This window comes from Sulfurimonas denitrificans DSM 1251, assembly GCF_000012965.1.
Taxonomy (GTDB): Bacteria; Campylobacterota; Campylobacteria; order Campylobacterales; family Sulfurimonadaceae; genus Sulfurimonas; species Sulfurimonas denitrificans.
On record NC_007575.1, the window covers coordinates 1,143,885 to 1,161,597 of the forward strand.

A 17,713-nucleotide genomic window follows, 5' to 3' on the forward strand; every position below is an offset into this window, starting at 1 on the left:
TCTACTCTCTTATTTGTAGATTTAAAAGCTCTTTTGCAAAGCCTCTTGCTTCTTGAGTTATGCTTTCTCCGCTGATAATCCTAGCTATCTCTTCAACTCTTCTCTCAAAATCAAGCTCTTTGACTAAAGATTCATCACCCTCTTTATAGACTAAAAAGTGTTGATCTCCCATAGATGTTAATTGTGGCTGATGAGAAATTACAAATATCTGAAAATGTTTTGAGAGCTGTTTTAAAACTTTAGCAACGCTCATTGACTCCTCACCGCTAAGATTTGCATCAATCTCATCAAGAATTAAAACACCGCCATCTTTACTCATGGTCTCAGACTTTAGAGCCAAGATAGCGAGTCTTAGTCTGTTAAACTCTCCTGTGCTTATCTTTTGTAAATCAGTACTATTTAGTTTTATAGTTATCTCATCTTTTCCAAAAGCGCTAAATTCGCTCTCGTTAATCTCAACAAGAGCATCTCGTAGATACAAATCTTTTAGATATTTATTTAACTCTTTATTAAAAGAGTCTATCTCTGAGTAACGAGCGAGGCTTAGTTTTGAAGCTAAATCTACTACTTGTTTATCCAACTCTTTTACTCTTGCTTCTAAATCACCCTTTGTAAACTCTATATTTTCATATTTTTGCAGTTCTTGAATCTTCTCTTGTTTATATATTAGTGCTTCTTCTATGCTTCCATATCTTCTCTTTAATTCACCAAGCTCTTCGATGCGGTTTAAAACTTCCTCTACATCAATCTCTTCAAGCATACTAAATCTCTCTTGTGCACTCTCAAGCAAAGCTCTTAGCTCGTTCATGGCATCACTAAAAAAAGAACCATCTTTATCAAGTAAATCAAGCGCACTAAATACAGCATGTTCATGCTCAAAAATAGCATCTGCGCTAGAGAGGCTCTTTAAAACTTTCTCTTTTTTTGATAACTCTTTTTTTATCTCTAATAGCTCTATATCTTCTGAGATTTTAGGATTAATAGTATCTATTTTTTTGATTTCGTAAGAGGCAAACTCTTTTAGTTCAACTATCTTTTTTTGCTCATCTTCTATGCTTAGGAGCTCTTTTTTCACTCTTTTATGCTCTAGAAATAGCTCTTTGTATTCACTCTTTACTCTCTGTATCTCTGCATTTTTAAGACCCATTCTAGAGTCTATGATATTTAAAAGATTTTCATTATCAAAATCGCTAAAATCTCTTAGTGATAGGTGTCTTAAGTAGTTTGAAGAGAGTTCACTCATCGCCTTTTTTGAGATACTTTGGTTATTTATAAAGTATCTTGATTTCTCTTTTTTTATATGTTTAAATACATTTATATCATCACTCTCAATTCCGTACTCTTCACCATTAAGTTCCCACGCTACACTAGATTCGCAAAGAGAAGCTTCGCAAGAAGTGCTTCCAAAAGATGATAAAATAGAGCCCATCAAAATTGACTTGCCGCTTCCACTAGGACCCGTAAAGACAACAAGTCCACTCTTTAATTCAAGCTCTACCTCTTTAAAGCTAAGATAATCTTTTAAATAAAATCTCTCTATCATTTAACTGCCTTGCTTAAATATTTGCGAATTATACTTTCTTTCAAACAATCACTCGCCCCATCTTAGCTTCTCTTTTAACACATCAAAGTAGTTATACTCCTCTTTATGCATCAGTTTAACTGTTTTGGTTGCTAATTTTATATGAACGCTCTCCCCGAGCTCTAGCTCATGTACATCTTGTCCGTCTATAATTATAAGAGCTCTCTCCTCAGATGTTTTCATCTCTATTGTAAATTTTCCAGGAAGAACAACTGGTCTTTGAGTTAGTGAGTGAGGACAGATTGGAGTTAGAGCAAAAACATTGCTCATTGGAAAAAGTACTGGTCCTCCAGCTGAGAGATTATACGCTGTTGAGCCTGTTGGAGTAGATACTACAACGCCATCTCCATAGTATGTGTTAAAAGAGCGAGAGTTTACAAGTGTCTCAATATGAATCATGTTAGAAACTCTTGTACGAGTTAAAACGACATCGTTAAAAGCGTACATTTTTATCTCTTTTTCATTTTTTATAACTGTAGCTTCTAGGACTGCTCTCTCGTCTATCTTATATCTGTTTTGAGTTATTTTTTCTACAAAAGAGTCAAGTTCATCCAAAGACAAATCAGCTAAAAACCCAAGATTTCCAGCATGTATGCCTAAGATGGGGATATCATAATCAAAAGATTTTCTAACGGTAGAGATAAGCGTACCATCACCTCCAAAACTTACTAAAAAATCGCATTCATTACAAATCTTTTTAAAACTAGCCCCTGATGCGCCAATCATTTTGGCACTTTTATCTTCTATTAAAACTTCTATGCTGTAGCTACTGAAGATTTTTTCTAGCTTTTCATAGCCACTCTTTAACTGAGGTGATGATGGTCTTAAAATAACGCCAACTTTTTTTATAATTTTATTATCCAAAACTGCTCTTTAATTTTTTTCGTTCATTATACACTCTTGGTGCTAAAAAATAAATGGCTCCATATAATTATATGATAAGAGTAGTTTAGGTATAATCTGCGAAAATTATTTACTAGGACTCTATATCTATGAGAAGTCATTATTGTACAGAATTAAGTGAAGCAAATATAGGACAAGAGGTTGTTCTAGCTGGTTGGGCAAATAGCTACCGAGATCATGGCGGGATTATTTTTATCGATTTAAGAGATAAAAGCGGATTGATTCAGCTTACATGTGACCCTGAAGACAGCGCATCTTCTCACAAAATAGCAAGTAGTATTCGTGACGAGTTTGTTCTTGTTGCAAAAGGTAAAGTTCGCCTCCGTGGAGAGGGACTTACAAACCCTCGCCTAAAGACTGGAGCAATTGAAATTGTTGTTAGTGAACTAACTATTGAAAATCGCTCAGCAGCGGTTCCATTTGTGATAGGCGATAAAAATGTCGGTGAAGAGACAAGACTTAAATATCGCTATTTGGAGCTTAGAGACCCATCTATGTATGAGACTTTTCGTCTTCGTTCAAAAGCTGCAATCGCAGCTAGAAACATACTTGATGAAAATGGCTTCTTAGAGGTTGAAACTCCGATACTTACAAAATCAACTCCTGAGGGAGCAAGAGATTATCTAGTGCCTTCTCGTGTTCACAGTGGCGAATTTTACGCACTTCCGCAATCTCCGCAGCTATTTAAACAGCTTTTAATGGTTGGCGGATTTGATAGATATTTCCAAATCGCAAAGTGTTTTAGAGATGAGGATTTAAGAGCAGACAGACAGCCTGAATTTACTCAGATAGACGTTGAGATGAGCTTTTGTAATCAAGAAGATGTAATGCTTATTGCTGAAAAACTTTTAGTCTCAATGTTTGGCGCTTGTGGCGTTGAAATCAAGCCTCCATTTAACCGCATAGCTTACAGAGATGCTATGGAGTGGTATGGATCTGATAAACCAGACCTTAGATATGATTTGAAAATGGTTGATGTTATCGATATATTTGAGAGATGTGATAACGAAATATTTACAAATATCGCTAAACAACCGCACAAAAACCGTATAAAAGCTCTTAGAGTTCCAGGTGCAGATTTGGTTTTCTCAAAAAGAGAGATGAAAACTTTTGAAGATTTTGTTCGTCAGTTCGGCGCACAAGGGCTTGGATATTTTCAGATGAAAGAGGATGGACTAAAAGGTCCACTTATCAAGTTTTTCTCAGATGCAGATATCGCACTTCTAGTTGATAGACTCGGTATGAAAGTTGGAGACGTTGTTTTCTTTGGTGCAGGTGATAAAAAAACTGTATGGGATTATATGGGTCGTCTTAGAATTTTTATCGCAGAACATGAGAGAATGAATCTTGCAGACAAAGATGCTTTTGAATTTGTATGGGTTGTTGACTTTCCTATGTTTGAGGTTGAAGATGGAAGAGTAAAAGCACTTCATCATCCATTTACACAACCAAAAGATACTGATAAAGACGACATCGAAGAGATTGATTCTATCGCTTATGATATCGTTTTAAACGGTACAGAGCTTGGTGGCGGAAGTATCCGTATCCATAAAGAAGAGATGCAAGAGGAGATATTCAAACTTCTTGGCATTGGTGAAGAAGAGGCAAAAGAGAAGTTTGGCTTCTTACTTGATGCTCTAAAATTCGGCGCTCCTCCACATGGCGGTTTTGCTATTGGATTTGACAGACTTATGATGTTAATTTCTAAAAAATCAAGTATCCGTGATGTTATCGCATTCCCTAAAACACAAAAAGCTTCTTGTATCCTTACAAAAGCACCGAGTGAAGTTGATGCGACTCAACTTAGAGATTTACATATAAAACTTAGATAAACCCCCAACACAGTAGCAACTCTTTGTTGCTACTAAAAAACCACTCAAAAGTACTAAAATGAAAAAACTATTTCTAATCATCGGCGCCCCAGGTTCTGGCAAAACAACAGATGCAGAGTTAATTGCTAAAGAAAATGATAACATAACGCACTACTCAACAGGTGAGATGTTAAGAGCAGAAGTTGCAACTAAAAGTGAACTTGGTTTAGAGATAGACAACTATATATCTAAAGGCTTAATAGTTCCAATAGAAGTAGCTATAAAAACTATCACGAACGCTATCAAAAATGCTCCTACCGACATAATCATCATAGACGGTTACCCAAGAAGCATGGAACAGTTAAACGCACTAGATGAGTATCTACATATAGACTCATCTTTAGAACTTGCAAGTGTTATAGAAGTTCGTGTTAGCGAAGAGACTGCTCGTGATAGAGTTTTAGGTCGTGCGCGCGGTGCTGATGATAACACTGAAGTTTTTGATAACCGTATGAAGGTTTACACAGAGCCTTTGTTTGATATTCAAGCTTTTTACAATGCTAAAAATCTTTTACATGTAATAAGTGGCGAAGGAACTATTGAGACAATAGTTTCTGAAATGGGAAGTTTTGTTAAGGCTAAAATATAACTAGGTCTTAATGTTTATTATTAAGTATATTATTTCTAAGTTTTTCAGCTAATTTATCTGCTTTATACATCAAATAAAAATAAATTAAGATTACAAAGCACCCAGAATTTTTTTGGATGCTTACATGTAGAGTGGTTTTTAACCTAATTTAGAAACGATAGCCGCCTCAACATCAGCGATGTCAGCCGTACCATCAACAGTTATATAAGTTAATGTATCAAGTTTAGTTGCTTGATTTTTGTAGTAGCCTATTAGTGGGCTTGTTTGTTCGTGATAAACTCTTAGACGGTCTAATACAACTGACTCTTTGTCATCATCACGCTGAACTAACTCTTCGCCAGTTATATCATCTTTACCTTCAACTTTTGGCGGATTGTAAACTAAGTGATAAGTTCTACCACTTGCTAAGTGAGCACGGCGACCTGACATTCTTTTTACTATCTCAGAGTCTGGAACATCTATCTCAATAACCGCATCAATATTTATGCCTGCATTTGTAACAGCATCAGCTTGAGCTAGTGTGCGAGGAAAGCCATCAAGAAGGAAGCCGTTTTTACAATCTTCTTCTTCAATTCTATCTTTTACAAGACCAATAATAATCTCATCTGTTACAAGTTTACCTGTATCCATAGCCTCTTTTGCCATCTTGCCCATTTCAGTTCCAGCTTTTATAGCAGCTCTGAGCATATCTCCAGTAGAAATTTGAGGGATGTTGTATCTTTTTGTTAAAAACCCTGCCTGCGTGCCTTTTCCAGCCCCTGGTGCGCCAAGTAGTATTATTCTCATGATTATCCTATCTGTTTTTGTTGATGAAATTATATATAAACGAATTTAAAACTAGCTATAAAAAAGGAGTAACCTTTTTATAACCTTATATAAATTATTTGTTAATCTTCTTCAAATCCAAAATCATCTTCGTCATCATTACTTTGAGCTTCTAAAATATCATCAATCAGCTCTTTACACTCATCTTCTTCCATATCTCCACTAGATAAGTCTTGAAGTACATCTTGAAGGTCAGCTTTGAATTCTCTGAGGTCTTCTATCTCCTCTTTTGCATCCTCGCTTGCTTCCTTATTGTTAGCGATTTCCTCGAAAATCTCATCCAATCTCTCATCAATATCTGGAATAACACTCTTAGTTATCAACTCTTCTAATTGCTGTGCATAAGACATAAAAAACACCTTTTATAAATTTAATTTTGTAATTATACTCTATATAAGACTCTTCTAACAATCCCTAAACTATAATTGAGCAAAAAACAAGAGAGCAGTATGAATTTTTATGCTTGTATAATTGGCAGTGAGATATTAAATGGACGAAGAGTCGATAAACATTTTGAATTTTTAAAAAATGAACTTCAAAAATATGGGCATGAGCTTTTTGCCTCTTTTATTATAAAAGATGATGAAAATCTTATTAAAAATATCTATCGACTCATAAAAGAGGATAAAAATAGTGTCATGTTCTCTTTTGGAGGAATTGGTGCTACTCCTGATGATTTAACAAGAGAGATTGCTGCAGAAGTTTTTACAAATAACCCACTACAAAGAGATAAAGAGTTTGAGAGAGACATAATAGAGAGATTTAAAGAAGAAGCCTATCCTTATAGAATCCACATGTCAGATTTACCACAAAACTCCAAACTTCTTTTTAATCCAATAAATAACATGTCAGGTTTTTCACTTGAAGATAGATATTTTTTTACTCCAGGATTTCCACAAATGGCTCATCCGATGATAAGCAGTGTTATAAAGGAGTTATTTAGTAAAAGTGTAAAAAAATATAGATTTACGCTACTCGCACAAACAAGTGAAAATAGTTTAATTGAAGTTATGAACATCATTCCAAAAAATATAGAACTCTCATCTCTTCCAATACTAAATAATGATGGAGCTTCAGTTGAAATCTCTTTATGTTTCGAAGATGAAGAGTGCGTTAAGCGCTATTTTCAACACTTTATAGAACATCTTGAAAAACTTGACATAAAATATAATTTAATTTAATAAATATATAGTCGATACTTGCTATAATAAACAAGTAAAAATCAAGGAGTGCTGTCATGTTAGTTTGGTTATTCATACTTTTAATAGTAACTATCTTTGCTTACGTTGCTTATCGTTTCTGTATTTCAAATAAAAAAGATTTGCAAAAAAAGAGTGATTCTCACTACACTTTTAAAATTTAAGAGGGTTAAATGATTGTAACTGTAAATAAAAATCATCATACATTTAAAGGGCATAAAACACTCTTGGGTGCTAAATATGTTACGTATGGTGAACTTGAACTCCCTGTTAGATATGATGTATTTGCAGTCTATAATGGTTTTGATTGGGGAAGTTCCTCTCTTGGTGCACAGCAACTTGCATTTAGCATGCTTTACCAAGTTACAGATGAGGAGTTTGCTAGAGATAATATTTTAAAATTCACACAAGATATTGTCTCAAAATTTAATAATAGAGATTGGGTTATAACTGGATTTGATGTATTGAGATGGATTAGCCAAAACAGAGATATGGAGTCCGTTACAAAAAAAGAGGAAGAAGAGCCTTTAATAGATAAAGAAGACAAAAAAGAAGATAATGAACTAATCCTCAAGCAAGAGAGAGTTAAAAAAGAGAAAAAAACAAAATCAAATGTTGTTAAAGATGCTTGTAAAGAGCTAGAAATCACACAAAAAGAGTTAGCGAATATTTTACAGATTCCAGAAGGAACTGTAAGTAGCTGGGCTGTTAAAAATGAGATTCCAAGACTTGGAAAAAAAGCTATTGAATTTTACACCCAAAATCAAAAAAACCAAAAAATTATAGAGAATTATAAAAACTTTGTTAAACTCTTAGATTAAAGACTATTTATCTTGCATAACTCCTATTTATTGGAGCATTCTTGTCATATTTTAGAAGTTTTAAAATTGTTTTTTTATTCATTTTTCTTGCAAAATCTATAACGCTAATACCTTTGGCATCTATAGCCTCTGTATTTGCCCCCTGCTCTATCAAAAACTCTACCATCTCAATTCTACCATAACAAACAGCTGCCATAAGGGGTGTAAATCTGCTTCTTCTTTGTGTGGTATTTACATCCACGCCTTGTGCTATAAGAAACTTTACAAATTCAATATTCTCATAAGTAACTGCCATATCAAAGATAGTTACGCCCTCTTCATCAAAGTCAAAAATATCAGCACCGCTATCAACCAAGAGCATAACTAAATCGAAATCACATCTATATCTAAGCGATGAAGCCAAAACAGACTCACCACTCTCATTTGCTTCATTTACATCAGCACCTTCTTCTATATACTTTTTCATACCAATCAGGTCATTTTTTTTTAATAATTCAATCCATTTATTCATGAGCAAAGTATATACTAAAATATTATTAGTAATGTTTAAGTATAATATTTATCACAAATCACTTAAGAGAGAATTTATGGAAATCATTCAAACTACAGAGGCTTTTAAAGCGCTTGTTCAAGATATTAAAACATCAATCAATGGTTATAAAGAACCTTTGGCTTTTGGTGTATGTAGAGTAGATATGGGGCAGCTAAACCTTGAAAAAACACTTCAGGCAACGTACCCAGTAATTAATTGGAATGAAAATTTTGGTAGTGCCGCTATTTTTATTAAGGCACTTCAAGAGCAAGGTGTCGAGATAGATTTTACTCAAAGTGAAGTAATATGTAATATTAATAAAGCTTTTTTAAAGAGCTGTTTAAATGCTTTTTCTCCATATTCAGAGGAAGCATATGGTGATGCTCATAAAAATATACAAGTTATATCTGCTCTTTACAACCAAATAGCTACAAGTGGCTCTAAAGATGGTGAGTTTAAAGTAACATTTATTTTTGCTGATGAACCGCTAAAGAGCGTTGAAGCGACATATTTAAAGCTATATGCACTCTCACAAGCGAAAGTTGAAATTAGAAGCATAAATCTAAACGGTGCTTTTGGGGCACTTCCAAATGTTGCATGGTCAAATGGAAAACCGCTTGAATTAGATTATCTTCGTGAGTTTGAAATAGAGTTGAAACTGGCAAATGAGTATCCACATATAGAATTTGTTGATAAATTTCCAAGGTTCCTTCAACATATTATTCCAGCTGACAACACTCGCATCCTAGATACATCAAAAGTGAGATTTGGCGCACAATTAGCTGCAGGGACTACTGTAATGCCTGGTGCTTCTTATGTTAATTTTAACGCTGGAACAACAGGAGCTGTAATGGTTGAGGGAAGAATCTCAAGTTCTGCCGTTGTTGGTGCTGGGAGTGATATCGGTGGTGGTGCTTCTATACTTGGTGTTCTTAGCGGAACAGATGGAAATCCTATAACTATCGGTAAAAATACACTTCTTGGTGCAAACTCTACATGTGGTATTCCATTAGGTGATGGTTGTATTATTGATGGTGGTTTAGCAGTTTTTGCTGGAACAAAGTTTCATATCAATGATGCAGAGCTAATTGAACTCAAAAAAGTAAATCCAAATACTAAATTTGACAACTATATGAAAGGGTGGGAACTTGCAGGATTGCATGGTCTTCACTTTAGACAAAACTCTCTAAATGGGCAATATGTTGTTCAAAGAAGCACTAGAGAAATTAAGCTAAATACCGATTTACATTAAATACTATTTTAAAGTAGAGGTTTAAAAATGAATATATCAAATAATATTTCATCAATTCAAGCACACCAGAGTATGTTAAATAACAGTGCGCATAATGTTGCAAATATAAATACAGATGGTTTTATCCCTACAAATACTAAGATTAATGGTGGCGAGAATTACGTCAAAGCAGAAAATTCAAAAGCAGACAATAATGGCTCAAAAAGAAGTCAGACAGATTTAGCTAATGAGATAACTAATCAAATCGTATCTGTAGATGCTACTTCCGTAAATGTCACTACAGTTAAAACACAAGATGAGATGTTAGGTTCACTTTTAGATATAAAAGCATAAAATTCTTGAGTGAGAAGATATCTTCTCACTTAGTTACTTCATTATAGAAACTTCACAATTAATGTATTGCTTTGTTATTTTGCTTAAAGTTGTTTTTTTAAAAAAAACTACTCTGTTATGATATTCATACTTATTATATTTTTTAAAAGCTCTGAATCATTATCATAACTTTGTAGCTCTTCTCCAAGTTTTAAAGTACTAAAAATTGCCCGACCAATAACTAATCTGCCCTCAACACCATCTTTTTTTGTTTTTATGCCCCATGTATTATGAAAAACTACTATATTTTCGTTATATGTTCCCACATATAAAACTATATGCCCTTTTTTATAAAGCAGGGTTTGAAATGGAACTGCTTTTTCTTTTATAACTCTAATTTTCTCATCCTCGTTCATATCTTTTAGGGAGATAACTCTCCCTACTCTACTCTGCTGATATGAGTTTCTTGGCAGCCATATACCAAAGGGAGCAAACATATCTCGAAGCATAGAAGAGCAATCCCTCTGCTCGTACATTCCACCCCACCCATAGTTTGTTTTTGAAACCTCTTTTACTATGTTTGGCAGGTTATTTACATTTAATCTCATAACCTCTTTTGTCGCTATCTCTTTAGAAATTATAGAGGTTGAATAAATAGCTCTTGTGCCTATATGCGAAGCAACGGTTAATACCTTATAGCTTATTTCATCTTCTGATACAACCGCAAAACTCATACCTATTTTTGATTTATACAAAAAATCTCTCTCGGCATCATAAATAGCTACACCCTCTTTTATTATATAAATCTGCTCTGCATTTTGCCAAAAATCTCTATCATCTTCTTCTAAGATTACAAATTCATTAGCTTTAATCCAGCCTGATGCAAAACTGCTAAAGATATAAGCCCAATCCCTATTTTTTGAGTAGTGTGAGATAAAAATAGGACTATTTGCATGTACTGTACTATTTTGAAGGTAGTCAAAAGGGAAACCCTCTCCAGCAAGAGATGGGTCTTTTAATAATGGTCTAATGGTTGGAAATGCTCTTAGATCAACTTCTCTTAGAGTTAATCCTTTTTTATTTAATGTTGCATAATCTTCAAATGAGGCACTCTCTATCATCTCATCAAAGAAACCTTGCTCTAGGGGTTGTAAATTTTCTCCATAACTTCTCTTTGGAGTAAACACAATAAAAGGCCATATAATAGATTCTATACTCTCTCTTGGCTTATCCATATTCCAAACACTAAAGTACTTAGAACTATATTTTTGTTGAATCTCATAAAAAGAGTTGTTATTCTCTATAAATTTAGAAAAATATGTTGCATCTTGAGGAATAGTTGTTAAATCATATATCTCTGATGGCTTTGAGATACTTTTTTTAAGCTCAGGTTTACTTACATATAGTGAACATCCGCCAAATAACAATATAGAAAAAATTATAAAAAAATATCTCATCTAACTCCCTTAGTCAACATTTCCAAATCTACTTACCACTCGTCCTATTACCTCTATCTCACCAAGATTTAATGTCTGTGTTGAGTAAATTGGGTTATCTGAAATTACATCTATTTTTCCATCTATTCTTTTTTGAACTCTCTTTATAAATAGCCCAGATTCCGTTCTAATCGTAAAAATCCCACCTCTTTGAAGATCCTTTTTATCTCTATTGATAAAAACTATATCGTTGTAGCTAAAAGTTGGCTCCATAGAGTCTCCAGAGACGTTTATAGCCTCTATATGTTTAAGCTCTCTCTCCCCGCCTAGCATTGCTACAAACTCTTGAGGAATTTTAATCATCTCGTTTGATTCATTTTCAAGTTCAGCCCCACCACCAGCAGAAGCACTTACATCGCTAAAATATTTAATCATAAAAAATCTATTCGTAGCTTCCACGAGGCTCTCTGGTGATTGCCCATAAAGAAGCCAATTTATAGATATAGATTTTAAGGCACAAAAATCTAAAAGTTCTCCAAATGGAATTTTGTTCCTTTTTTTCATCGTAGCAAAATTCATCTGAGAGATTCCAAGTATATCAGCGACATCTTTGTCATATATTTTTTTCCCACTGTATTGACTAGAAACAATACTTTTTATCTCTTCAACAATATCAAGAAAATTTTTCATCTAAAACTCCAATTGATAGTTTAATTATGCAAAATTATAGTGGTTTTTAAAAATTTAGTCAAAAAAATATGACAGAATGCAATATTTTTTATTATTCTTTTAAAGAATGTGTACTATTTGACAAATAAAATGATAAAAATAGGGATAAAAGATGAAAATCGTAGTAAATAGCGCAAAAAACTTATTTGAAAAATTTGAAGAAAAATTAGAGAGATGGGCAAAGATATTATTTTAAAATAGAACTCTCTTGCTCTTTGGTTTTTTTTTCATCAGCTTCTCTTTGTGCTTCTCTTTGAGCTGACTTATTTTTATGGTATCCGCCAAAGATAAAAATCATAAAAAAGACAAAGAGAATTGACATAAATATATCCATAAAAGTGCTCATACATTCTCCAAAAAAATAGTGTAATTTTGTCTTATAGCTTCATACAAAACGATACCTGTACTTATTGCAAGATTTAGGCTTCTACCCTCTTTTGTCATAGGGATAGTTATGTTTTGTTCTTTATATTTAGTTAGTATCTCTTCTGGAATCCCAGCAGTCTCACTTCCAAAAAAAATATAGTCTCCATCACTAAAATTTGCTTCAAAATATGGTTTATCAGTTTTTGTAGTTGCAAAATGAGCATTATTTATTATATTATTATTTTTGAAAAAATCTTCAAGACTCTCCCATACATGTAAATCTAACTTATGCCAATAATCGAGTCCTGCTCGGCGTACTGCTTTTTCATCTATATCAAAAGCTATAGGTTTTATGATATGTAAAGAGGCTCCAGCATTTACACAGAGTCTTCCTATTGCGCCAGTATTATTTGGGATTTGCGGATTTACAAGGACTAGGTTAAACATTAAAAAATTACAGTTTTATTTGCATATACAAAAATTCTATCTTCTAGCGCTAGTCTGAGTGCGCGTGATAATACAATTTTTTCAACATCTTTGCCCATGCGTTGCATATCTCTCCAGCCATTGGCATGGTTTACATGTATAACTTCTTGAGCGATAATTGGACCTTCATCTAGGTTGTTATTTACAAAGTGTGATGTAGCACCGATGATTTTTACACCTCTTTCATAAGCCTGTTTATATGGATTTGCACCTATAAATGCTGGTAAAAAAGAGTGATGTATATTTATAACTCTGTTTTCATATATTTCTACAAATTTTGGTGTTAAAATTCTCATATATTTTGCTAAAACAATATAGTCAATATTATCAAACTTTGCTAGAGTATCTATAATCTTCTCTTCATGCTCTTGTCTATCTAATCCTACATGTGAGATTTCAATAAAAGGTATATTAAACTTCTCTACAAAAGAACCTAATTCTGCGTAGTTTGAAATAACACATAAAATATTTGCTTCAAGCTCTCCTGCTTCATGTCGTACTAAAATATCGCCAAGTGCGTGCATCTCTTTTGTAGCCATAATAACTATATTTTTATTTTTTGGTGCAATTACATCTATATTTGCACTAGGTGGCATTACACTAACAATTGACTGATATAACTCATCAAGTGGCATATCTCCCTCAACAACGCTTCTCATAAAAAATTTATTATTTTCACTATCAACAAATTCACTATTTGTGAGAATATTAAAACTATTTTGATAAAAAACAGTTGATACTTTGTGTACCAAACCTTTTTCATCATTTGCATCTATAAGTACTCTGTATTGGCTCATCTGCGGCTTCCTCGCTCTAACTCTTCTACTCTTGAATCAATTGTTACTAAAACATACTCTAAAAAATTTAGTGTCATATCTACTTTAGCTTCTATATTTGTGTTATTTGGTGCTTGAAATCCCTCAAAAAGTACGAGAAGTCTCTCTCTCATGGATGTCAAAAACATCATCTCATTACTAAGAACTTGCTCAGGCTCAGGTTCTATCTCTGCTCTTACATCTTCTTTAATTTTTAGTTTAAATTCATTTTTGCTTATCTGGTGGTTGTCAATATCAGGTTTCATATCTTCAAGTTCTGCTAAAGTTGAGAGAATCATATCTTTTAGTTCCATAGTTTTAATAGCCACCTTTCAAATTCATTAAACTCTATATCTTCTTCCATTTTTACAAAGTACTCTTTCATCTGCGTATTTACATTTAAAAATTTTTTTCTCATACCAGAGAGCCTTCGTATAGCAATTTTAGCATCACTATTTGAGGAGTCTTTTTTTAAAATCTCTTTATAAATCTCAAGGGCTTCTTCTTTTAGGCCCTGAAGTTCGTAAATATTTGCTAGAGTAAGTGTTTTCATTTTGCCGCATAATTAGCGATTATCGAACCCATTTCACTAGTTGAGCAAACCTCTTTAGCGTCATATTGAGCTAAATCTTTTGTTCTATAACCCTCTTTAAGCGCTCTTTTTACGGCGGCATCTATTTTATCCGCTGCTCCATGTTCACCTAGAGCATATCTAAGCATCATTGAAGCGGATAATATAGTGGCAATTGGATTTGCTATTCCTTGCCCTGCAATATCTGGTGCAGAGCCGTGTATTGGCTCATATACACCTATCTTAGCACCAACTGAAGCTGATGGAAGAAGTCCGATAGAGCCAGAGAGCATACTTGCTTCATCACTTAAGATATCGCCAAAAATATTTCCAGTGAGCATTACGTCAAACTGTCTAGGATCTCTTATTAACTGCATAGCTGCATTATCAACATACATGTGAGTTAACTCAACCTCAGGATACTCTTTTGCAACCTCTATCACAACCTCTCTCCAAAGCTGTGAAACATCTAAAACATTTGCTTTATCTATAGAGCAAACTCTTTTGCTTCTACTCATTGCAATTTTAAAGGCTTGATGAGCGATTCTTACAATCTCTTCACGTGTGTAAACCATCGTGTTCCAACCTCTGTTCTCATCTCTACCTTTTGGCTCTCCAAAGTAGATTCCACCAATAAGCTCACGAACAACCATCAAATCTACACCCTTTATAACTTCAGCTTTAAGTGATGAAGCATTTATAAGTTCGTCAAAAACATTAGCAGGGCGGAGATTTGCATAAACACCAAGCTCTTTACGAAATCTCAAAAGTCCACTCTCAGGTCTCTTCTCACGAGGTAAATTGTCCCATTTAGCTCCACCAATTGCACCAAAGAGTACAGCATCGCTGTTTAATGAGATATTGATTGTTTCTTGAGGGAGCGGATCACCTGTGATATCGTAAGCACATCCACCCATTAAAGCTTCTTCGTAAGAGAACTCTAAATCACAGCATGAAGCCACAGCATCTAAAACTTTTACCGCTTCATCTATTATTTCAGGGCCAATTCCATCACCTTTAATAAGTGCTATTTTATATGTTTTCATAACTATTTACCTTTAATTTCATTTTGAGCAAAATTCATAAGTCCGCCAGCGTCTATTAACTCTTGCATAAATTGTGGAATTGGAATAAATTTATATACTTTTGATGATGTTTTATTTGTAATTGTTCCATTGTTCATATCAACACTAATCTCATCTCCCTCAGCTATCTCCGCACTCTCTTGGAGTTCAAAAATTGGAAGTCCCATGTTAAAAGCATTACGATAAAAAATTCTTGCAAATGTAGGAGCAATTACTGCAGCAACTCCAGCAGCTTTTAGTGCTATTGGAGCGTGTTCACGAGAACTTCCACAACCAAAATTCTCACCAGCAACTATAATGTCGCCACTACTCATTTTTTTAACGAATTGAGGATCTGCATCTTCCATAACATGCTTTGCAAGTTCTTCTGGAACTGAAGTGCTTAAATAGCGTGCTGCTATAATTAAATCTGTATCAATATCTTTTCCAAATCTCCAAACTTTTCCGTCAATATTTGCTTTTTGCATTTTAATCCCCAACTTCTATTTTTAAATAATTTTTGCGATTATAGCTAAAATGTTGTTTGAGTTTTATAAAAAGAGAGGCTTTGTAACTAGAATAAAGGAGAGTAGCGACATCATATTAAATGGTATCATGCCGCTATTGCTGAACTACTATCTCTTAAGGTTGTTAGTAGTTTGAAGCATTTCATCACTTGTAGTAATCACTTTTGAGTTTGAATCGTAAGCTCTTTGACCAGTAATTAAATCCGTTAATTCAACAACAAGTTCAACATTGCTAAGCTCAACAAAACCCTGTCTTAAAACACCTAGTCCATCAAGACCAGGAGTTCCCTCAACTGGCTGACCAGAACTATCAGTTTCTATGTAGAGATTATCTCCCATAGAGTGAAGTCCAGCTGGATTTATAAAATTTGTAAGTGTCATTTGACCTATCTGAGTTGCTTGCGCCTGTCCTGCTTGTACTACACTTACTGTTCCGTCTGTACCAATATTTATGTTTGTTGCATCAGGTGGAATAACAACCTCTGGAACCAATCTGTAACCATCACTATTCACAATTGAGCCATTTTCATCTACTTTAAATGCGCCATTTCTTGAGTAAACTTCACTACCATCTGGAAGCTCAAGTTTAAAAAAACCTTTACCAGTTACAGCCACATCAAGCTCATTGTCTGTCTGCTTAAGACTTCCTTCTGAAAATACTTTGTTAATCGCAGTTGGGCGAACACCAAGACCTACCTCTATTCCAGTAGGGCTCTTAGTAACGTCACTCGTTGAAGTTCCTGCATAATCCATTACTTTATACATAAGATCAGCAAACTCCGCACGAGATTTTTTAAATCCTATTGTATTTACGTTGGCAATATTATTTGCCGTTGTATTGATTTGCGTCTGCATTCCTATCATTCCAGTAGAAGCAGTGTAAAGTGATTGCATCATGACCTATTCTCCTTAAGATTTTTTAGCAAGTTTTTCAATTGCATCACGATTCATATCGTTCATTTGTGTATCCATAGCTTTTTGATACATGCCAACTAAACGATTTGTCTCTATTAGCTGCGTCATCATCTTTACAGCATTAACATTACTCTTCTCAATAAACCCTTGCAAAACAGCTTCGCTTCCATCAAAACTAACAAGTCCCTCTACACCGCCTGCACCATCATATCTATAAAGACCATCTCCCTCTTTTTTGAGAAAATCAATATTGTCTGGCTGCGCAATAAATAGCCTGTTAAGTTGATTAAGTGTCATAGAATTTGGGATGTTTGTAAGAATTTGCCCATTTTTATCTATCTCAATTGCACTATCACCTTGATTAAAGATGATGGGTTGTTTTGATATAAAATAGTCACTTGGCAATACTTCATATCCCTGCTTTGTAACTAATTTTCCTTCATCATCTTTAGTGAATGTTCCATCTCTTGTTAAACGAATGCCCTCTGGAGTTTTTACTAAAAAGAATAGTCCCTCTTTAGATAGAGCCATATCCAATGAGTTATTACTCTTTTGCATAACTCCCAATGAGAAGTCTGTGTAAGCATCAACAACTTGAGGAGCTTTATTCATAGCTCTGTTTAAAAATTGTGCTGCTTCTTTTGTATGATTTGCATTTGGAAGCTCATCTCTGGCCTCTTTATAAAGACGCATAAAGTCACCAACAATAAGATTGTCTTCTTTAAAGCCTACTGTGTTTACATTGGCAAGATTGTTTGCGATAGTATCAAGCCTGTTAAACTGTGTAACCATTCCAGCAGCTGAACTGTAATATCCGCTTTGCATAGAGCACCTTTGTCAAAATATTTTAAATTAAAAGCAAAACGTGTTCCAATTTTTAAACAAGCACTCCTTAAGCCTATTTCGGTATAATCCACC

Annotated in this window: 23 protein-coding genes; 7 read left to right on the top strand and 16 right to left on the bottom strand. The window is 34.1% G+C overall.

Features of this window, described 5'->3' with window-relative positions; all coding sequences use genetic code 11:
• Position 1: 1 nt before the first annotated feature.
• Positions 2-1,543, bottom strand: a complete 1,542-nt coding sequence (locus SUDEN_RS05695) for an AAA family ATPase (protein WP_011372714.1) — start codon at positions 1,541-1,543, stop codon at positions 2-4.
• A gap of 48 nt (positions 1,544-1,591) precedes the next feature.
• Complete coding sequence (locus SUDEN_RS05700; RefSeq protein WP_011372715.1) at positions 1,592-2,446, bottom strand: NAD(+)/NADH kinase; 855 nt, start codon at positions 2,444-2,446, stop codon at positions 1,592-1,594.
• A gap of 128 nt (positions 2,447-2,574) precedes the next feature.
• On the opposite strand from SUDEN_RS05700, the gene aspS reads away from it, so the two are divergent.
• Positions 2,575-4,317 carry an aspartate--tRNA ligase gene (gene aspS / locus SUDEN_RS05705; RefSeq protein WP_011372716.1) on the top strand — a complete coding sequence of 581 codons (1,743 nt, stop codon included), beginning with the start codon at positions 2,575-2,577 and terminating at the stop codon, positions 4,315-4,317.
• 58 nt (positions 4,318-4,375) lie between these two features.
• A complete protein-coding gene (locus SUDEN_RS05710; RefSeq protein WP_011372717.1) occupies positions 4,376-4,945 on the top strand; it encodes an adenylate kinase in 570 nt (189 codons plus the stop codon).
• A gap of 138 nt (positions 4,946-5,083) precedes the next feature.
• Here SUDEN_RS05710 and adk read toward each other — a convergent pair whose 3' ends face one another.
• Positions 5,084-5,731, bottom strand: coding sequence for an adenylate kinase (gene adk / locus SUDEN_RS05715; RefSeq protein ID WP_011372718.1), 648 nt, complete (start codon positions 5,729-5,731; stop codon positions 5,084-5,086).
• A 101-nt stretch (positions 5,732-5,832) separates the two neighbouring features.
• Positions 5,833-6,120 (bottom strand): hypothetical protein, encoded by a 288-nt coding sequence (locus SUDEN_RS05720; protein WP_011372719.1) that lies wholly within the window; start codon positions 6,118-6,120, stop codon positions 5,833-5,835.
• 99 nt (positions 6,121-6,219) lie between these two features.
• Here SUDEN_RS05720 and SUDEN_RS05725 point away from each other — a divergent pair, with 99 nt between their 5' ends.
• From SUDEN_RS05725 to SUDEN_RS05730, 3 genes are read left to right on the top strand one after another with little or no spacing between them, the layout of a single operon-like run.
• Positions 6,220-6,951: a competence/damage-inducible protein A gene (locus SUDEN_RS05725; RefSeq protein ID WP_011372720.1), complete on the top strand. Its 732-nt coding sequence runs from the start codon at positions 6,220-6,222 to the stop codon at positions 6,949-6,951.
• Between the two features lie 56 nt (positions 6,952-7,007).
• Positions 7,008-7,133 (top strand): hypothetical protein, encoded by a 126-nt coding sequence (locus SUDEN_RS11570; protein WP_274378246.1) that lies wholly within the window; start codon positions 7,008-7,010, stop codon positions 7,131-7,133.
• A 9-nt stretch (positions 7,134-7,142) separates the two neighbouring features.
• Entirely contained in the window at positions 7,143-7,790 is a 648-nt protein-coding gene (locus tag SUDEN_RS05730) for a DUF6166 domain-containing protein (protein WP_011372721.1), read from the top strand.
• Between the two features lie 7 nt (positions 7,791-7,797).
• On the opposite strand, the gene SUDEN_RS05735 is transcribed toward SUDEN_RS05730, so the two are convergent.
• The gene (locus SUDEN_RS05735) at positions 7,798-8,301 is read right to left on the bottom strand and encodes an ankyrin repeat domain-containing protein (protein ID WP_041672248.1); all 504 of its coding nucleotides are present in this window, start codon (positions 8,299-8,301) and stop codon (positions 7,798-7,800) included.
• A 76-nt stretch (positions 8,302-8,377) separates the two neighbouring features.
• Between SUDEN_RS05735 and SUDEN_RS05740 the strand changes: the two genes are divergently transcribed.
• Entirely contained in the window at positions 8,378-9,574 is a 1,197-nt protein-coding gene (locus tag SUDEN_RS05740) for a tetrahydrodipicolinate N-succinyltransferase N-terminal domain-containing protein (protein ID WP_041672250.1), read from the top strand.
• 27 nt (positions 9,575-9,601) lie between these two features.
• A complete protein-coding gene (locus SUDEN_RS11485) occupies positions 9,602-9,907 on the top strand; it encodes a hypothetical protein (RefSeq protein WP_011372724.1) in 306 nt (101 codons plus the stop codon).
• Between the two features lie 107 nt (positions 9,908-10,014).
• On the opposite strand, the gene SUDEN_RS05750 is transcribed toward SUDEN_RS11485, so the two are convergent.
• From SUDEN_RS05750 to SUDEN_RS05795, 11 genes are all read right to left on the bottom strand, one after another.
• Positions 10,015-11,343, bottom strand: coding sequence for an NlpC/P60 family N-terminal domain-containing protein (locus SUDEN_RS05750; RefSeq protein ID WP_011372725.1), 1,329 nt, complete (start codon positions 11,341-11,343; stop codon positions 10,015-10,017).
• Positions 11,344-11,352: 9 nt separating this feature from the next.
• Entirely contained in the window at positions 11,353-12,012 is a 660-nt protein-coding gene (locus SUDEN_RS05755; protein WP_011372726.1) for a LexA family transcriptional regulator, read from the bottom strand.
• A gap of 226 nt (positions 12,013-12,238) precedes the next feature.
• Complete coding sequence (locus SUDEN_RS11370; RefSeq protein WP_169302053.1) at positions 12,239-12,397, bottom strand: hypothetical protein; 159 nt, start codon at positions 12,395-12,397, stop codon at positions 12,239-12,241.
• Positions 12,394-12,864, bottom strand: a complete 471-nt coding sequence (locus tag SUDEN_RS05760; protein WP_011372727.1) for a tRNA (cytidine(34)-2'-O)-methyltransferase — start codon at positions 12,862-12,864, stop codon at positions 12,394-12,396. The genes SUDEN_RS11370 and SUDEN_RS05760 overlap by 4 nt, the downstream gene beginning before the upstream one ends.
• On the bottom strand, positions 12,864-13,700 hold the full coding sequence (gene purU / locus SUDEN_RS05765) for a formyltetrahydrofolate deformylase (protein ID WP_011372728.1): 837 nt from the start codon (positions 13,698-13,700) through the stop codon (positions 12,864-12,866). The genes SUDEN_RS05760 and purU overlap by 1 nt, the downstream gene beginning before the upstream one ends.
• Positions 13,697-14,032, bottom strand: coding sequence for a CiaD-like domain-containing protein (locus SUDEN_RS05770; protein ID WP_011372729.1), 336 nt, complete (start codon positions 14,030-14,032; stop codon positions 13,697-13,699). Before SUDEN_RS05770 ends, purU begins: the two co-directional genes overlap by 4 nt.
• Positions 14,023-14,271, bottom strand: coding sequence for a hypothetical protein (locus SUDEN_RS05775; RefSeq protein ID WP_011372730.1), 249 nt, complete (start codon positions 14,269-14,271; stop codon positions 14,023-14,025). Before SUDEN_RS05775 ends, SUDEN_RS05770 begins: the two co-directional genes overlap by 10 nt.
• Complete coding sequence (gene leuB, locus SUDEN_RS05780; RefSeq protein ID WP_011372731.1) at positions 14,268-15,335, bottom strand: 3-isopropylmalate dehydrogenase; 1,068 nt, start codon at positions 15,333-15,335, stop codon at positions 14,268-14,270. Before leuB ends, SUDEN_RS05775 begins: the two co-directional genes overlap by 4 nt.
• 2 nt (positions 15,336-15,337) lie before the next feature.
• On the bottom strand, positions 15,338-15,841 hold the full coding sequence (locus SUDEN_RS05785) for a 3-isopropylmalate dehydratase small subunit (protein WP_011372732.1): 504 nt from the start codon (positions 15,839-15,841) through the stop codon (positions 15,338-15,340).
• A 147-nt stretch (positions 15,842-15,988) separates the two neighbouring features.
• Positions 15,989-16,777, bottom strand: a complete 789-nt coding sequence (gene flgG / locus SUDEN_RS05790; protein WP_011372733.1) for a flagellar basal-body rod protein FlgG — start codon at positions 16,775-16,777, stop codon at positions 15,989-15,991.
• 12 nt (positions 16,778-16,789) lie between these two features.
• Positions 16,790-17,620 carry a flagellar hook-basal body protein gene (locus SUDEN_RS05795; protein ID WP_011372734.1) on the bottom strand — a complete coding sequence of 277 codons (831 nt, stop codon included), beginning with the start codon at positions 17,618-17,620 and terminating at the stop codon, positions 16,790-16,792.
• Positions 17,621-17,713 lie beyond the last annotated feature (93 nt).

Coding starts and splice junctions, on each gene's coding strand:
- flgG (WP_011372733.1), bottom strand. CDS start 16,777: ATGATGCAATCACTTTACACTGCTTCTACTGGAATGATAGGAATGCAG.
- SUDEN_RS05770 (WP_011372729.1), bottom strand. CDS start 14,032: ATGGAACTAAAAGATATGATTCTCTCAACTTTAGCAGAACTTGAAGAT.
- purU (WP_011372728.1), bottom strand. CDS start 13,700: ATGAGCCAATACAGAGTACTTATAGATGCAAATGATGAAAAAGGTTTG.
- SUDEN_RS11570 (WP_274378246.1), top strand. CDS start 7,008: ATGTTAGTTTGGTTATTCATACTTTTAATAGTAACTATCTTTGCTTAC.
- SUDEN_RS05750 (WP_011372725.1), bottom strand. CDS start 11,343: ATGAGATATTTTTTTATAATTTTTTCTATATTGTTATTTGGCGGATGT.
- adk (WP_011372718.1), bottom strand. CDS start 5,731: ATGAGAATAATACTACTTGGCGCACCAGGGGCTGGAAAAGGCACGCAG.
- SUDEN_RS05775 (WP_011372730.1), bottom strand. CDS start 14,271: ATGAAAACACTTACTCTAGCAAATATTTACGAACTTCAGGGCCTAAAA.
- SUDEN_RS11485 (WP_011372724.1), top strand. CDS start 9,602: ATGAATATATCAAATAATATTTCATCAATTCAAGCACACCAGAGTATG.
- SUDEN_RS05755 (WP_011372726.1), bottom strand. CDS start 12,012: ATGAAAAATTTTCTTGATATTGTTGAAGAGATAAAAAGTATTGTTTCT.
- SUDEN_RS05720 (WP_011372719.1), bottom strand. CDS start 6,120: ATGTCTTATGCACAGCAATTAGAAGAGTTGATAACTAAGAGTGTTATT.
- SUDEN_RS05785 (WP_011372732.1), bottom strand. CDS start 15,841: ATGCAAAAAGCAAATATTGACGGAAAAGTTTGGAGATTTGGAAAAGAT.
- SUDEN_RS05760 (WP_011372727.1), bottom strand. CDS start 12,864: ATGTTTAACCTAGTCCTTGTAAATCCGCAAATCCCAAATAATACTGGC.
- SUDEN_RS05725 (WP_011372720.1), top strand. CDS start 6,220: ATGAATTTTTATGCTTGTATAATTGGCAGTGAGATATTAAATGGACGA.
- SUDEN_RS05795 (WP_011372734.1), bottom strand. CDS start 17,620: ATGCAAAGCGGATATTACAGTTCAGCTGCTGGAATGGTTACACAGTTT.
- leuB (WP_011372731.1), bottom strand. CDS start 15,335: ATGAAAACATATAAAATAGCACTTATTAAAGGTGATGGAATTGGCCCT.
- SUDEN_RS05710 (WP_011372717.1), top strand. CDS start 4,376: ATGAAAAAACTATTTCTAATCATCGGCGCCCCAGGTTCTGGCAAAACA.
- aspS (WP_011372716.1), top strand. CDS start 2,575: ATGAGAAGTCATTATTGTACAGAATTAAGTGAAGCAAATATAGGACAA.
- SUDEN_RS05735 (WP_041672248.1), bottom strand. CDS start 8,301: ATGAATAAATGGATTGAATTATTAAAAAAAAATGACCTGATTGGTATG.
- SUDEN_RS05730 (WP_011372721.1), top strand. CDS start 7,143: ATGATTGTAACTGTAAATAAAAATCATCATACATTTAAAGGGCATAAA.
- SUDEN_RS05695 (WP_011372714.1), bottom strand. CDS start 1,543: ATGATAGAGAGATTTTATTTAAAAGATTATCTTAGCTTTAAAGAGGTA.
- SUDEN_RS05740 (WP_041672250.1), top strand. CDS start 8,378: ATGGAAATCATTCAAACTACAGAGGCTTTTAAAGCGCTTGTTCAAGAT.
- SUDEN_RS11370 (WP_169302053.1), bottom strand. CDS start 12,397: ATGAGCACTTTTATGGATATATTTATGTCAATTCTCTTTGTCTTTTTT.